The 15,329-nt window shown below is 53.6% G+C and carries 12 protein-coding genes and 1 pseudogene; 8 read left to right on the top strand and 5 right to left on the bottom strand.

Annotated features, from left to right (window positions below; all coding sequences use genetic code 11):
• Nucleotides 1-47: 47 nt before the first annotated feature.
• Entirely contained in the window at nt 48-3,773 is a 3,726-nt protein-coding gene (locus VPK24_RS17925) for a tetratricopeptide repeat protein (RefSeq protein WP_393015449.1), read from the bottom strand.
• A 185-nt stretch (nt 3,774-3,958) separates the two neighbouring features.
• On the opposite strand from VPK24_RS17925, the gene VPK24_RS17920 reads away from it, so the two are divergent.
• Both VPK24_RS17920 and VPK24_RS17915 read left to right on the top strand, forming a co-directional pair.
• Nucleotides 3,959-4,375: an element excision factor XisH family protein gene (locus VPK24_RS17920; protein WP_393015448.1), complete on the top strand. Its 417-nt coding sequence runs from the start codon at nt 3,959-3,961 to the stop codon at nt 4,373-4,375.
• Nucleotides 4,363-4,722, top strand: a complete 360-nt coding sequence (locus tag VPK24_RS17915; protein ID WP_393015446.1) for a XisI protein — start codon at nt 4,363-4,365, stop codon at nt 4,720-4,722. Before VPK24_RS17920 ends, VPK24_RS17915 begins: the two co-directional genes overlap by 13 nt.
• Before the next feature lie 88 nt (nt 4,723-4,810).
• Here VPK24_RS17915 and VPK24_RS17910 read toward each other — a convergent pair whose 3' ends face one another.
• Nucleotides 4,811-5,371: a hypothetical protein gene (locus VPK24_RS17910; protein WP_393015445.1), complete on the bottom strand. Its 561-nt coding sequence runs from the start codon at nt 5,369-5,371 to the stop codon at nt 4,811-4,813.
• On the opposite strand from VPK24_RS17910, the gene VPK24_RS17905 reads away from it, so the two are divergent.
• Together VPK24_RS17905 and glcD are read left to right on the top strand one after the other, a co-directional pair.
• A complete protein-coding gene (locus VPK24_RS17905) occupies nt 5,342-7,282 on the top strand; it encodes an ABC-F family ATP-binding cassette domain-containing protein (RefSeq protein WP_393015444.1) in 1,941 nt (646 codons plus the stop codon). The two genes, VPK24_RS17910 and VPK24_RS17905, sit on opposite strands and share 30 nt — an antisense overlap.
• Before the next feature lie 291 nt (nt 7,283-7,573).
• Nucleotides 7,574-9,061, top strand: coding sequence for a glycolate oxidase subunit GlcD (gene glcD, locus VPK24_RS17900; RefSeq protein ID WP_393015442.1), 1,488 nt, complete (start codon nt 7,574-7,576; stop codon nt 9,059-9,061).
• A 113-nt stretch (nt 9,062-9,174) separates the two neighbouring features.
• On the opposite strand, the gene VPK24_RS17895 is transcribed toward glcD, so the two are convergent.
• Nucleotides 9,175-10,476: an HhoA/HhoB/HtrA family serine endopeptidase gene (locus VPK24_RS17895; RefSeq protein ID WP_393015441.1), complete on the bottom strand. Its 1,302-nt coding sequence runs from the start codon at nt 10,474-10,476 to the stop codon at nt 9,175-9,177.
• A gap of 227 nt (nt 10,477-10,703) precedes the next feature.
• On the opposite strand from VPK24_RS17895, the gene nrtS reads away from it, so the two are divergent.
• Nucleotides 10,704-11,066, top strand: coding sequence for a nitrate/nitrite transporter NrtS (gene nrtS / locus VPK24_RS17890; protein WP_393015439.1), 363 nt, complete (start codon nt 10,704-10,706; stop codon nt 11,064-11,066).
• On the opposite strand, the gene VPK24_RS17885 is transcribed toward nrtS, so the two are convergent.
• The gene (locus tag VPK24_RS17885; RefSeq protein ID WP_393015437.1) at nt 11,063-11,440 is read right to left on the bottom strand and encodes a phasin family protein; all 378 of its coding nucleotides are present in this window, start codon (nt 11,438-11,440) and stop codon (nt 11,063-11,065) included. The two genes, nrtS and VPK24_RS17885, sit on opposite strands and share 4 nt — an antisense overlap.
• Nucleotides 11,441-12,050: 610 nt before the next feature.
• Here VPK24_RS17885 and glmU point away from each other — a divergent pair.
• The 3 genes from glmU to VPK24_RS17870 all read left to right on the top strand — a co-directional run bounded on the left by glmU (nt 12,051) and on the right by VPK24_RS17870 (nt 14,649).
• A complete protein-coding gene (gene glmU / locus VPK24_RS17880) occupies nt 12,051-13,406 on the top strand; it encodes a bifunctional UDP-N-acetylglucosamine diphosphorylase/glucosamine-1-phosphate N-acetyltransferase GlmU (protein ID WP_393015435.1) in 1,356 nt (451 codons plus the stop codon).
• Between the two features lie 424 nt (nt 13,407-13,830).
• The gene (locus VPK24_RS17875) at nt 13,831-14,049 is read left to right on the top strand and encodes a hypothetical protein (RefSeq protein ID WP_393015433.1); all 219 of its coding nucleotides are present in this window, start codon (nt 13,831-13,833) and stop codon (nt 14,047-14,049) included.
• A gap of 462 nt (nt 14,050-14,511) precedes the next feature.
• Nucleotides 14,512-14,649, top strand: a complete 138-nt coding sequence (locus VPK24_RS17870) for a photosystem II reaction center protein K (protein WP_099532854.1) — start codon at nt 14,512-14,514, stop codon at nt 14,647-14,649.
• Nucleotides 14,650-15,227: 578 nt separating this feature from the next.
• On the opposite strand, the pseudogene VPK24_RS17865 reads toward VPK24_RS17870, so the two are convergent.
• A pseudogene (locus tag VPK24_RS17865) lies at nt 15,228-15,329 on the bottom strand (IS5/IS1182 family transposase); the annotation flags it as partial.

Raw genomic sequence — 15,329 nt, 5'->3', positions numbered from 1 at the left:
GGCACAAACCCAATCTCCGTAAGCCGCCAACCGTTGCCCTACGCACCCTACGGCTGTTGGGTGAAGGCGGTGGCGAGGTCGTCGGGGGTGCGGCCGAGGAGTTCGGCGGTGGCGGTGAGGATGTTGGGGTCTTGGGTTTGTTGGTAAAGACGTGCAAGGTTTTGTAGAGTTTGGCCTGCATAAGTCTTATTATCTAATAATAAAAAGCTTTGAAGAGTCTGGAGGAAGTAATCAAGAGCCTGTGGAAAGCGTTCCTGGCATTGAGCTATCAATCCTAATTCACCAATGGTCTTAGCAATTTTAAATTCTGGAGCGCCATGCTTATAGTCGATAGATAGAGATTTTTCAAAGTATGCTAAGGCTTGTTCATACGATCTCTCAAGGCGGCATAGCCTACCTAGTTGATGATAGATATCTGCTTGATTGATTTCATCATTTGATTGAATTCTGATTTCTAAAGCAATTTTGCACATTTCTTTTGAAGCATTCAAATCTCCCAAATCTTCATAGATGAGAGCCTTTTGCTGATAAACACATGCTTGACCATGATGATTTCTATACTCATTGAATATAAGCAATGCTTTCTCATACTCTTTCATGGCTTCTTTTTTGTTTCCAGTATCTTCTAGTAATAGGCCATAGTTATAGAAATGCACTCCCTGGGCTAAACTACCTGGCTGTATAATCTTGTAGGCTCTTTGATACCAATTTTCTGCAAGAGAGGTTGAACCTTTCTCTCTAAAAATGTTTGCAATTTGACCACAGATATAGGATTGAGATTCGCTGGATTCAGTCAAGCTAATAGCAAGCTCATAGAACTCTTCTGCTTTTGTTAGCTCTTGATAGGAGTAATGAATATTTCCGATGTTAAAAATAATATGAGAAACCATCTCTCGAAATCTTGGGTCTGAATCTTCGCAACACAGACTAAAAATTGCGAGATATGATTTTTTGGCATCATCGAACTTGTTGAGAATGCACTGACAGAAAGCAAGCCTCTCCCAAAAAACACACGCTTCCATCTTTAAGCTCGAATCATTTTCTAGATCTTTAGCTCCTGGTAAAATATCTATTAGCTCTTGAGACAAAAGTAATGCTCCCTTGTAATCTTGAGCTATAAAAAGGCTCTGATAAAGACAAAAAAATGGTGTTAGGGTTTTATGCTTTTTCAAGCATTCTAATACTGCACTGTGAATGTTTTCATATTCTTTTCCAGCTAAAAAAGAACCTAGTCGTTGACTATTTATCTCCGAGGACTGCATCAGTTGGTAATAAGCCGATGCTAGACCCAGGCAGTGGTTATGAAAAGCAGAATTGATCGCCGCCTTAACACTTGAACCATGCATGTCTAGTTTCAATTTCAAGAAATAGGGCAAGGTCGGCTGAATCGTTAGCAATCGCGGCATCTCCGGCGAAATGGGCGACAACAGCCCCCAATCCACCGCCTCCTGCACCGCCCCCGCCAAAATCTCCGCCCCCGACTCCCCAAACCAAGCCGCCAAGGCCGGCTGCTCCGCTAACTGCGCTGCATACTGCTCCAAGCAATTGCCATCGCAATTAATAAACCCACTGAAGGGAGCCAAGCAGAGCAACGCCTGCTGGGCCGATGCCGACAGCGCCCCGTGGGAATAGTCAATGCAAGCAATGATGCTTTGGGTTTTGTCGCCCTGGGCCTGCGGATTGTCGAGGTTCACGTCCGCCGCCTGCATCCCCGCCAAAATCTCGCTGGGGGTTTGGCGCTTCAGATTCCCCAACACCACCTCCATCGCCAACGGATAGCCATCCAACAGCTTCATCAATTGCCCAAAAGCTGGCTCATCCTTGATTTTGGCAATGCGGCGCGAGTCGCCCACCTGCCGCTCCAGAATTTTTTGGGCCAGGGTCGTGCGGGCATCGGCATCCAACCCCCGCAACCCCAGCCGATTGGTTCCATAGACCGGCTCCAGCCAGGATTCCGCCCCCCGCGACCCCAGCAAAATCAGGGTTTTGCCCCCCACCAGCCCCCGCAACCATTGGGCCAAGGCCCGCTGCTCCGACTCTGGCAAGCTGTTGGGAATCGACAGGGCCGCCGCCGTCACCGATTCCAAATTGTCCAAAATCAAGGCATAGCGGCGCGATCGCAACAGTTGGGTCAGCTTGGCCAACCGCGCCGCCAAGGGCCACGACTGGAACTGCAACCACCCCTCAGGATCGAGCTGCTGAAAAATACTGGCGGCGATTTGCTCCAGGCTGTGGGCCCGCTCGTCATAGCCAAAATAGAACGATCGCTCAATCAGCCCCGTCCGCTGCCACCAGTCGCGCAAGTAACGCAGCAGGGTGGTTTTGCCCGTGCCGCCCATCCCCTGTAACAACAGGGCGTTGCGCTCCGGCTGCAACAACCGCCGCTCCAGTTCCAAAATGTCCGTGTCCCGCCCCACAAAGCCATAGGTCGGCGGCTCAAAGCGATCGCGCTCGGCCTCCGCCGTCCACCGGGCCGCCTCTTCGTCGGCAGTCAGGGGCCGCAAATTCAAATTCACCGTGCCGCCGCTGTAGACCACCGGCAACAGCCAATCCTCCAGCTCGATCGGCAGATTGAACCGGCCGGGGCGGGTTTTGGTTTGCCACAGCTCCCGCCGCCCCAACCGAATCGCCTCCATCACCGGCTGCTGCGTAAACAACGCCTGATAGAACCGCGTCATCATTAGTTCCGCCGCCCGCACCATCACCGAATAGCGCATGGCCACGATCGCCTGCATCCCCGCCTCCAGCAGCTTGGCCCCCAGGCTGGTTTCCGCCGCCGGCCCCTCGCCGTCGCAGATCTGCTTGGCGGACTGACAAGCATTCAAGATGCAAAGGGGAATTTGCCGAGTTTGCAGCAGGGCCGCCACTTCCGCCGCTTCCACCAAAATCGACTGGCCCGCCGCTTCCCCTTCAAAGCTCAAAAACGCTCGGTAGCCGTCATATTCGGGCAAATCCCCCAAGTTATGACCACGCCGAAAGGTTTGGCCGCTGGCTTGGGCGGGGAGCTTCATCAGTTGGTTGGCTTGGTTGTAAGTCAGCACCGATCCATGCAAATCGAAGTGAACGGCGTGATAGAAACCGGGGCCAACGGCTTGCAAGTGGCGTTCGAGCGCTTCCCAAGTGCCGGGCCGCAACAGCGCCACCTTCACGGGCAACTCAGCATTGGCGATCGCCTCCACCAGGGGCCGGGAAATCGTCCGGTAGTTCACATCCCGACTCCACCCGGGCCGCGCCGTCACCACCAACAAATTCAGCCACCCGGACGGCTGCACCCGGGCCGGATTGGAAACCGATCGCTTCGGATCGCGCCGCACGATCGGGGTTATCAGTGACAGCGGTTCCGACAACTCCGGATCGCGCATAGCTTCCCAATGCCACCCCTGAAACTCTGGCGAGCCAATGATCTCGATTGTTACCGTGCCCTGCTCAAAGCAGTGCGATCGCCTCAGTTCCCGATAGTCCGCGTAGGCATCGGGGTTGGCTTTCAGCAGTTGCCCGAACAGCTCTTGGCCATATTGGGCGATCGCCGCCCGAGCGCGATCGGCCCGCTCCCGATCGAGCGTCGGGAACTGATACCACTCCTCAAAGAAAAATTCCAGATCCGCTTCTTCGTTGTTCTGAAACGGGTTCCGCAACGTGACGGGATAGGTTTGGCCGGTGTGGAGATCCTGGGCGATCGTGACTTCAGCGGTGAATCCATCATCGGTGGCGGCAACTTCGCGGATCTGGATAGTCGGCATAGGTGGGGCGATCGGGCCAGCAACTCCGCCCATCCTAACAACCTCACCAAGGCACTAGCCGATCGTGAGGGGCAAGACCGGTAGGTTGGGTTGAGGCACGAAACCCAACACAATCAATACGCTATTTTCTGAAACTAATCGAGCGCATGGTCTAGATCTTGCGTTGGGTTTCGCGAGGCTCAACCCAACCTACTCGACTACTCAACTAAAATAGGGTCATGCCTGCTAAAGATCTCTATCACCAAACTGTTTGCAATGCCCTAATTGATGATGGCTGGACGATTACGGATGATCCCTTGATTCTCAAAATTGGTGCGCGATCGGTGTTTGTCGATTTGGGTGCAGAACGCCTGATTGCGGCTGAACGAGGTTCCGAAAAGATTGCGATCGAGATTAAAAGCTTTCTCAGTGCCTCTCTTGTCAGTGATCTCGAAAATGCCTGGGGACAGTTTTTTATGTATGCTCGCGCTCTAGAGAAACGCGAACCCGATCGGATTCTGTACTTGGCCGTGACTCAAGAAACTTTTAATACGATTTTTCAAGAGCCGATCGGTCAACTTTTATTAGAAGAACCGGGTTTTCATTTGGTTGTTTTTGATGCAGAAACGGAGAAAATTGCAGAATGGAAGCCTTAGAAGTTAAGACAGCCCCTAATCTCGAACAATGGCGATCACTCCTAGAAAAAATCCTTAGCGATTATGCCAAGTTACCCTATCGCTATGGAGATGTGACGACCTATTTGGTGGTTGACCAGGATCGCAATCATTTCCTGCTCATGCAAGAAGGCTGGGAAGAAAATCGGCGAGTGCATGGTTGCCTAGTTCATGCTGAAATTCGGAACAAAAAAATCTGGATTCACTACGATGGCATTGAAGGCGGAATTGCCAATGAGCTAACAGAGTTGGGAGTTCCGAAAGATCACATCGTCTTAGCGTTCCATGCTCCCACCGTTCGGCAATATACGGGCTACGCAATCGATTAATCCCAGCAAGAATTAGTTGTGACCGCGTTGGGTTTCGCACTGCTCAACCCAACCTACTTGACCTATTGGTGGTGAAGAAATAGACCGGCTATGACTCGGATTTGGGTTCGGTGTACTCACAAAACACATTCAGACCGATCTTGAGCAAATACAACACCACAATTGTGGAAATCGCTGGGTCGATCGGTAAGCCCGCCGCCGTGGTCACCGACACGATCAAGCCCGTTAGTAGGGGCGCGCTGCCGGGATTTTTGGTGTATTCCTGAAACTGGGCGCGCACACCTTCGTTGCCGCAGAGTTCTTTTCGCAAGACTTTTAAAAGGGTTTCCCAGAGTTTTTGACCGCGCCCAAAGGTGCTGGGGGTTTCTGACTGATTCCAGAGGGTTTCAACAGCGCTGATCAGGTCGCCATCGTGTTGATCGAGGGCATCGATCGCCCGCAGGCCGGGGCCATATTCGGCTAGCAGAGTCTGGTAGTCTTGGCGCTCGGTGGGGCTGAGGGTCGCGGTCATGGGGCTAGTCGGTGTCGGGGCAATGGGTCGATCGTAGCAAAGGTCGTGGGGGCGATCGGGGCGGGCCGTGGAATTATAGACAGTAGTGTTTAGCCCCTGCCCGATCGCATGAGTCTGCTGTCTCTGAAGAATGCCCACAAGGATTTTGGAATCAAAGAAATTCTGCGGGATGGAACCTTTAGCATCGAGCCGACGGACAAAATTGGCTTGATTGGCACCAATGGTTCGGGCAAGTCCACGCTGCTGAAGATGCTGGCGGGGCTGGAGCCGATCGACCGGGGCGATCGGCTGGTGAACCCCAACTATCGGCTGGTCTATTTGCCGCAGGATCCGCCGCTTGACCCCGATCGCACGGTGCTGGAGCAGGTATTTGCCGATAGCGGCGAGCAAATGGCGCTGGTGCGGGAATATGAGGATTTGTCCCACCGGCTGGGCCACACCACGGGGCCGGAGTTGGATTTGGTGATGGCACAGTTGGCCAGCCTGGGCGACAAGATGGCGGCGGCAGGCGCTTGGGAATTGGAAACCCAGGCGAAAATTGTGCTGTCTCAGTTGGGAATTGAGGATTTTGAAGCAAAAGTAGGAACGCTTTCCGGGGGTTATCGGAAGCGAATTGCCCTGGCGGCGGCGCTGTTGGCGCAGCCAGATTTGTTGTTAATGGATGAGCCAACAAACCACCTGGATGCGGACTCGGTGAACTGGTTGCAAGATTATTTGCGCCAACAGTTTCGCGGGGCGTTGTTGTTGGTGACGCACGATCGCTATTTTCTTGATCGGGTGACAAATCGGATCTTGGAACTCGATCGCGGGGATCTGTTCAGCTATGCCGGTAATTATGGCTATTACCTGGAGAAAAAGGCAGAAGCGGAAACAGCAGAAAACAGCCGTCAACGGAAATTTCAAGGGGTGTTGCGGCGGGAGCTGGAGTGGCTGAAGCGCGGCCCGAAAGCGCGCAGCACCAAGCAAAAAGCTCGAATCGATCGAATCCAAGATATGCGCGAAACGGAGTTCAAAGCCAGTTCGGGCAAGGTGGAAATCGCCACGGCGGGCCGGCGGATCGGCAAGAAGGTGATCGAGCTGGAGAATTTGACCTATGAAGTAGGCGATCGGGTCTTGATTCGCGATTTCACCTATCAATTTTTGCCGAACGATCGGGTGGGGATTATTGGCGGTAATGGGGTGGGTAAATCAACTCTGATGAACCTGATTATGGGTAAGTTAGAACCCACAGCGGGCCAGGTCGATCGGGGCAGCACGATCCAAATTGGCTATTTTGATCAGCACTCCGATGATTTGTCTGATAAGGGCGATCTGCGAGTGCTGAATTACCTGAAGGAAACGGCGGAACTGGTGAAAACCGCCGATGGGCAAATTATCACCGCCTCGCAAATGTTGGAGCGGTTTCTATTTCCGCCTGATCAACAATATGCGCCGATCAGCAAACTTTCGGGGGGCGAACGGCGGCGCTTATTCTTATTGAAGGTGTTGCTGGAAGCGCCGAATGTGCTGATTTTGGATGAACCGACCAACGATGTGGATGTGCAGACCTTGGCGGTGTTGGAAGAATATTTGGAGGAGTTTAATGGCTGTGTGATTGTGGTGTCGCACGATCGCTATTTTCTCGATCGCACCGTTGAGAAAATCTTCGCCTTTGAGCAAGCTGGTCAGATTCGCCAATATCCCGGTAACTATTCGGTGTATTTGGATTTGCGATCGCCTGATTCGACCAGCGATACTTCTGAGAAAAACGGGCGATCGGCTGAGAAGAAGGCTAGTGCTGCAACTACGCCAGAGCCGGATCAAAGTAATTCATCCAAGGGGCGATCGCGCAAATTGTCCTACAAGGAAAAGCGCGAACTGGAACATTTGGAAACCCATTTGCCCCAGTGGGAAGAGGAAAAAGCAACTATTGAAAAGCGCCTCTATGAAAATCCCCCCAGTGGCTATAGCGAGGTCGAGAAATTATCGCAAAAGCTGGCGGATCTCAGTCACCAAATTGATCAAGGAACGGAGCGTTGGCTTGAATTATCTGAGCTAGCCGAATCCTAGGATTCAGAATTCGATCACAACTCCCCAAGACAAGGAGCTTAGAGCGTATTATCAATTGCAATTGATCGGCGTTGAAATGGCTTATTTATCCAGCTCAACCGCTCTAAACAAGGGGCTTAAGCCTCTTGCTCCCCACGATCTCGCAACGCAAGAATCAGATTTTTGGGTATTTGATGACACGCCCTAAGCCCCTTGCCCCCGACAATTTGGCTAATAGCTCTATCGAGATCTTCTATAGTAGTGGTTGAAGGTTTGTCGCCGTTTTCCTCACTGTTTTCTGTGTAACCCACCATGGTTTTTGCACCGTCGCTATCGGCTACTCGCCCCGATTGGGAAGCGATCGCCCGGGAATTTGTGAATGCGCTGGGCGATCGGGCGGTGATTCGCCGCAAAGATGAACTGCTGACCTATGAATGCGACGGGCTAACCAGCTATCGCCACCGGCCGGCGCTGGTGGTGTTGCCGCGCACCACGGAGCAGGTGGCGGCGGCGGTCAAGCTCTGCAATCGGTTTCGCGTGCCCTTTGTGGCGCGGGGGGCGGGCACGGGCCTCTCCGGCGGCGCACTCCCGATCGAGGATTCGGTGCTGATTGTCACGGCGCTGATGAAACAAATCCTGAAGGTGGATTTGGACAATCAACGGGTGGTGGTGCAACCGGGGGTAATTAACAATTGGGTGACGCAGGCGGTGAGCGGTGCAGGATTTTATTACGCGCCCGATCCATCGAGTCAAATTATTTGCTCGATCGGGGGGAATGTGGCGGAAAATTCCGGCGGGGTTCATTGCCTCAAATATGGCGTAACGACTAACCATGTTTTGGGGTTGAAATTGGTGTTACCCGATGGGGAAATTGTGGAAGTGGGCAGCGCCGTGCCGGAGATGCCCGGTTACGATTTGACGGGAATTTTTGTGGGTTCCGAAGGCACATTGGGAATCGCCACGGAAGTCACCTTACGAATTCTGAAAACCGCTGATGAAATTGCTGTTTTGCTGGCAGATTTCACCAGTATGGATGCGGCGGCCAAGAGTGTGGCCGATATCATTGCTGCCAAGATTATTCCTGGTGGCATGGAAATCATGGATAACCTCAGCATTAATGCGGTGGAGGATGTGGCCAAAACCAATTGCTATCCCCGAGATGCGGAGGCAATTCTATTGGTTGAATTGGATGGTTTGGCGGTGGAAGTGGAAGCCAATACTGATCGGGTGGCCCAAATTTGCCGCGAGAATGGGGCGCGGAATATTGCGATCGCCACAGATCCCCAAGAACGCCTCAAGCTCTGGAAAGGTCGCAAGTCTGCCTTTGCCGCTGCCGGCCATGTCAGCCCCGATTACTATGTGCAAGATGGTGTTGTACCACGCGGCAAATTAGTTTGGATTTTGCAAGAAATTGCCAAGCTGAGTGAGGAATACGGCTACAAAGTAGCCAACGTGTTCCATGCGGGCGATGGCAATTTGCACCCGTTGGTTTTGTACGATAAGTCCGTGCCGGGACAACTGGAAGCGGTGGAGGAAATGGGCGGCGAAATCCTCAAGCGCTGTGTGCAAGCGGGCGGCACAATCTCCGGCGAGCATGGCATTGGTGCCGAGAAGCGCTGCTACATGCCCGATATGTTTTCGGCGGCGGATTTAGAAACAATGCAATGGCTGCGATCGGCCTTTGATCCCTTGCGGTTAGCCAATCCTGACAAGGTATTTCCCACGCCCAAAACCTGCGGGGAAGCGGCGAATGCTCAGGCTCCAGCACAGCGATTGGTTGAGGGAGCCGATCGCTTCTAAATACTCATCTCTAAATACCCATCCGGCCGGGAATCAATGAGCAGGGCAGAGATGGGGCGATCGAGTTCTTGATTCAAAATTGCTCGATCGCCCGTCATCCCACTGCTTGCTCATCACTCATTGGCGCGATCGGGACTCATAACCTGGGGTTTCACCTGCAATGACAGGTTTTGACCGTTGCGATTGATGGCAAAGGTGAGGGGACGGGTTGTGCCCGTGGCTTCCACCATTTGCTGCACTTCGCTGGGATCTTCCACCACCTTGCCATCAATCTGAAACACCGTGTCTCCGGGGCGCAAACCCGCTTCCGCAGCGGGCGATCGGGGCATCACTTGCACAATCAGCACCCCCGCATCCAGTTCGATTTTGGCGTTGCTGTTCGGGTCTTCGTTGATTTGCTGCTTCAGTTCGGGCGTGAGCTTCACCATCCGCACCCCCACGAAGGCGTGATCCGCCCGGCCCTTGGCCACCAGTTGCTCGGCAATTTGGCGGGCCCGATTGATCGGAATGGCAAAGCCAATCCCCTGGGCCCCTCGGATGATGGCCGTGTTCATGCCAATCACGGCTCCCCGCTCATCGATCAGCGGGCCGCCGGAGTTACCGGGGTTAATGGCTGCGTCGGTTTGGATGAAGTTCACCCGCTTGTCCGGTACGCCGACCTGATTACTCGATCGCCCGGTGGCGCTAATAATTCCAGTGGTGACTGTGTTGTCCAGCCCCAAAGGGTTCCCGATCGCGATCGCCCATTGCCCCGGTTGCAATTGGTCAGAGTTGCCCAAGTTGACCGTCGGTAAATCCTTCGCGTTGATTTGCACCACCGCCACATCCGTCAGGGAATCCGCCCCAACCACTTTGCCGTCAAACTTGCGCCCATCCTTCAGGGTCACGGTCACCGAAGTGGCTCCTTCCACCACATGGGCATTGGTGAAAATTTTGCCGTCATTGGTCACAATAAAGCCCGAACCGGAGCCACGGGTTTCCCGTTCCTGGGGGGCGGGCCCTTCTTCTCCAAAGAAGCGACGGAAAAAGGGATTGCTAAATTCACCGGGAATTTCGTTCCGAACGGTGCGGGCGGAGTCAATGCGCACCACGGCTGGCCCCACGCGATTGACCACGGTGGTGACGAAGTTACCAGGGTTGTTGGCATTGGCAGCAGATCCCAACGGCAGCGACACCGGCACGGAACTGGTGTTGGGCAGCAAGGCCGGCTCGCCCCCATTGGCTAAAATGCCCCAGGCATTAGGCGACACCATCCGCACCCCTGCCAAAGCCGCCCCCGCCCCAAACAGGATCAGGGAAACGTAGAGCAGGGCCTTCGATCCGCCACCGGAACGATTGGGGGGATTTTGAAATTGCACCCGATCGGGGCGATCGTTGGGAGATGTCATGGCAGCTTTTGGCAGTCGAAACGTCATCGGGCTGTGTCCTTATCCATTCTGGCCTGTTTGACCCCAATCTAGTCAGCTTGTTTGACGGGGTTATGGTACAGACATGACGCAGTGATGACGCTTGCGCGGCAAACGGTTCACGCTAAGCCAGCGGAGAGCCACGTTTAGTCCATGATAACGAGGGGATTGCTGGATCTTGATTGCTGGATCTTGCTGTCCAGATCTCCTATTTTGGGTTCTTATCCTCTGACGCTATGGCTCCTTTGGTATCTCCCCCGCAACCTGAACCGTCCGCCCATTCCCGATCGCCCCGCTTGAGTCCACCCAATGCCCCCGCTTCCCCCAAGCTGCCCGCCAGCGGGCCCGATTGGTGGTTGCTGGCCCGCCAGCGCTCCGTGGTGCAGCGGGCCCTGCGTACCTCGCTGTTGGTGGGCACGATCCTGGTGGGTATTAATCACGGCGATGCTCTGCTGCGGCGCGACTGTCCGCCCGATCGCCTTGCCAAAATTGGGCTAACTTACATGGTTCCCTATCTGGTTGCCACCTTTGCTTCCGTTTCCACCCTGCGGGAATTGGGGCGATCGCCCATGGCCGATCGCGAGGAAAAGGGTAACTAGGATCCCGCCTGATCCCGCAGCCGTCGCAATTCTGCCTGGAGCCGTTCCACTTCTTGGCGCATGGCATCCAGATTGGCCCCACCATTGGCCGGATCTGCGCTCACTTCCGCGTCCAAAATTTCAATGCGGCGCGGCTCTTGGCCGGCGGATGGCTCGCGGCTGGGGGCGTTGTCTTGGGATTGTTGAATCAGGGCTTCCACGGCGCGGCGAGCTTCTTCGGTGGACATTTCACCTCTTGCCACCATCTCATCGGCCAGTTGTTGCAGTTTGCTGGGCAAGTCGGTGAAGGTTTCGCTGGCCTTTTCACCGGCATAGCTGGCAAGGCCAACACCTAAATACAGGGCTTTTTGCACCAAGTTACCGAAGTCAGGCATGTTGCTTGCTCCTGAGGAAACGGGTCGATCGAACGGATGGGCAAAATCGGGCGGCGGCCGGGGCCAAAGCCCAAGGGCCCAGCACCGGGGCAAACCCGCCAAGGATTCGCATCCAGCCTAGCGCGGGAGTTCCCCGATCGCGCCGTTCTTTCCAGCGAATTTTGGGTAAATTCAGGGCCGATCAACGGCTATGGTGTTGTCGAGATTGGGCAAGCGGCAACGGTTGTCTGGCTTGTTGTCTGGCTTGTTGTCTGGATCGTTATCTGGCTCATCGATAGATCACGATAGATCACCTATAGGATCATCAGGATCATCTTCATCCATAAATCATCCATCGATACTGGTATCGATACGGGTAGAGAGATACTTGTAGAGCGTTGTTGAACACGATCGATTCCTGGTCAAAATTGCCAGGGATGGCCAAAACGCTTGTTCGCCCGGCGGTTTTGCGGCTGAATGGGCGATCGTCTGCCCTGTTTGCTCTGGTCACTGGCTCCGCTTGCTGGCCCGGTTTGCTTGAGCAGCTTGCTGACAAAATGGCTTGTTTTTGCTGCTTGTTTTCGCTGTTTTCTTCTGTTGCTCTTTCTTGTTGTTTCTTGAGGAAATTCCTGTGGTTGCCGTTGCGATTCTTGCGGCCGGTAAAGGCACGCGCATGAAATCTGATTTACCCAAGGTGTTACATGAATTGGGGGGCAAAAGCGCGATCGCCCGAGTCTTGGATAGCTTGTCTCAATTATCGGTCGATCGATGCCTGACCATTGTTGGCCATCGAGCAGACTTAGTGCGATCGCACCTGGTCGCCTGGCCCCAAATGGAATTTGTGGAACAACGGGAGCAACGAGGAACTGGCCATGCTGTTCAACAATTACTCGACCCTTTAGCGGACTATGAAGGTGATTTGCTGGTGCTCAATGGGGATGTGCCCCTCTTGCGCCCAGAAACCCTAGCCAACCTTCTGAAAGTTCATCAAACTCATCAAAATGCTGCCACCATTTTGACAGCACAACTGGCGAATCCTCAGGGATACGGTCGCGTTTTTTGTGATCAAAATCTGATTGTTCAAGAAATTATCGAAGACCGAGATTGCAGCCCTGAGCAATGTCAAAATTGCCGAATTAATGCCGGAATTTATTGTTTTCGCTGGTCGGCATTGGCGGCTTTTTTACCCCATCTCAAAAATGACAATAGCCAAGGGGAATATTATTTAACCGACGCGATCGGGGCCTTGGATCCGGTCATGGCTTTGGATGTGGCCGATCCGGAGGAAATTTGGGGATTTAACGATCGGGTGCAACTGGCGGCGGCGGCCCAGGTGCTGCAACGACGCACAAAGGAACAATGGATGCGATCGGGCGTGACCCTGATTGATCCCAGCAGCATCACGATCGACGATACGGTCACCATTGGCCCCGATGCGATCATTGAACCCCAAACCCATTTGCGCGGTCACAGCTCGATCGGAGCCGGAGCCAGAATTGGCCCCGGCTCACTGATTGAAAACGCCACGATCGGGGACGGCTGCCAAGTGCTCTATTCCGTCGTCACCGACAGCGAAATTGGCCCTAACAACCAAGTGGGGCCCTTTGCCCATGTGCGCGGCCATGCGAGCACGGGCCCCGATTGTCGCCTGGGGAACTTCGTGGAACTGAAAAATGCGCAATTGGGTAGCAACACCAAAGCCTCCCATCTGTCCTATTTGGGTGATGCCACCTTGGGCGATCGGGTCAACATCGGCGCAGGAACGATCACGGCAAACTACGACGGCGTGAACAAACACCGCACCGCGATCGGCGATCGCAGCAAAACCGGTGCAAACACAGTGCTGGTGGCTCCCATCACCATTGGCCAAGACGTGACGATCGCCGCCGGTTCCACGGTCACCGAAGATGTGAGCGACGATGCCTTGGTGATTGCCCGATCGCGCCAGGTCGTCAAACCCGGTTGGCGCTTGCCCAGTGCCGACTAGGCTCGTGCTCCAAATAGCCTCTTCCCATTGGGCGCTATCGAACTGTTGCAGTTCCTAGCGCCCGATGTTTTTTCAGAGTGATTTTCAGAGTGATTTAAGGAAAATTTTAGAAAAATCTGCCAAATTACCGATTCAGAATGGCTTTTTCGCTAAAAAACACCTGGAGCGTGGCCATTTCGCGAGTAGCTTGGCGCAAGCCCCGTCGCTGACAGACTTGAGGAAGCTCAGTGACACAATGCACGCCTGATGGCGATCTCGATCGCAGCAAGTAAAGATATGTATCACAGAATACGGTCTATTGCGATCGCCTTGATCTTCCGCAATGATCACGCTCCCTTACTGGGGTGAATCACCTAGCCAGCACACCCAAAGCGTCATATTAGAAACGTAGATTCGACTGCGAATGTCGATGCAGGGGTGAATTATGCAACCGCCCGTTCGACTATTGCCCTTTGCATTGTCCGAGCTATTTGCCCAAGTGACGGCGACCGGTCGCCTCACCCTCGCCGATCGCTACGGCTTGCTCGCAGCGCTCCTAGACGACTCGATCACGGAAGAAGAACGAGCCTCTATTGATCGTCTTTTGCGATCGATTCGTCGTGGGCGGGTGGAGATAGTGAGCGATTTGTCCACACTGGTGTAGTGGGGTCAGCAGCTCATGGGATTCAGTCCTGAAGGCTGCCTTGATATCCCCAAGCTCAGTCACAACAATCGTTCCGGGTTCGGCGGTCAACCCCTTTGACCGCCATCCACCCAAGGGCAAAGACTCCAACGATTGGGCCGCAGCATCACAATTCCCTCGCGATCGCGCCAGTCAAATCCACACCGCTTTTGTATCTCAGTGCGGTTTCTAGGCAACCCCTGAGATGCCTAAAGCCCTTAAAGCACACTCAGCACAGCTAAAGCGCCGTCCGACAGAGCCGGCGCTTTTTTCGTGTTTTTTTCGGTTTCTCCTGGCTCAGAACTGGATCCCGATCGGCCAGCGGTGAATTGTGGTGGACAGGCGGCGATCGTTGCAGCCCCAAAAGGGCGGGGCTGGAACCCTGTTTTCTGATAAAATTTTCGGCAGCTTTTAATAAAATTCGTGTTGGAGAGGATACACACAATGGAAGCCGCCTTGCTGTTGGCCAAGTTGCCCGAAGCTTACTCCGCCTTCTCGCCGTTGGTTGACGTTCTGCCGATTATCCCTTTGCTGTTCCTGGCGCTGGCCTTTGTGTGGCAAGCTGCTGTTGGTTTCCGCTAAAGCACAACACCCTTCGGCTCGACCTGGGCTAAAAACCAGCCTGTTGAATCCGTCCTCATCCAAGATTGTCCAAAAGCGTCCAATTCTGTCCCAGCCTCGCTGAGTTTCTCTAAGTTTCTCTGAGCTTAATGACCTGAGATTCCCTGTCTAGGTTGTGGCTTAACGACTGGACATTTGAGCGCGCGATCGAGAGCGATCGCCCACTGATTCAGCTCAGTTCAACGCAGCTTTCCTGAATTAGATCAACTCAGATTTTCATTATCTTCTGACCAAAAAGGCGTACGATCGTGCGCTTTTTTTGTGTCTTCCAACATCCAAGTTAATTGCTCTGGAATTGCACTGGAATCACTTTGGAATTGCGCTGGCAGCCTGTAGTAGCGTGGCTGCCTTAATTTGTTGGGTTAAATGACATGGCTGTTACCGTCACCTGATCGTTAAGCAGCAAGATGTCAAGCCCCTTGTTACCACGACTGGCTCTGCAACTTTGATCCAATGTATGAAGCCCAATGTATGAAGCCCAATATATTAAGCCCAATATATTAAGCCCAATATATTAGAGCTGATTTATAAATCAATTATTAAGCATCTAGAGCAGCCAATCTTCTCACCATCAAATGCATTAAGCAGCCATAGATCATCCCTTCACTCGTCTCCGAATACAACTCATAGTCCTTGCTCAA

This window comes from Limnothrix redekei LRLZ20PSL1 (assembly GCF_043235035.1).
Lineage (GTDB): Bacteria > Cyanobacteriota > Cyanobacteriia > CACIAM-69d > CACIAM-69d > CACIAM-69d.
Note: the sequence above shows the minus strand (reverse complement) of the source record. Positions and strands in the feature narration are given on the sequence as shown.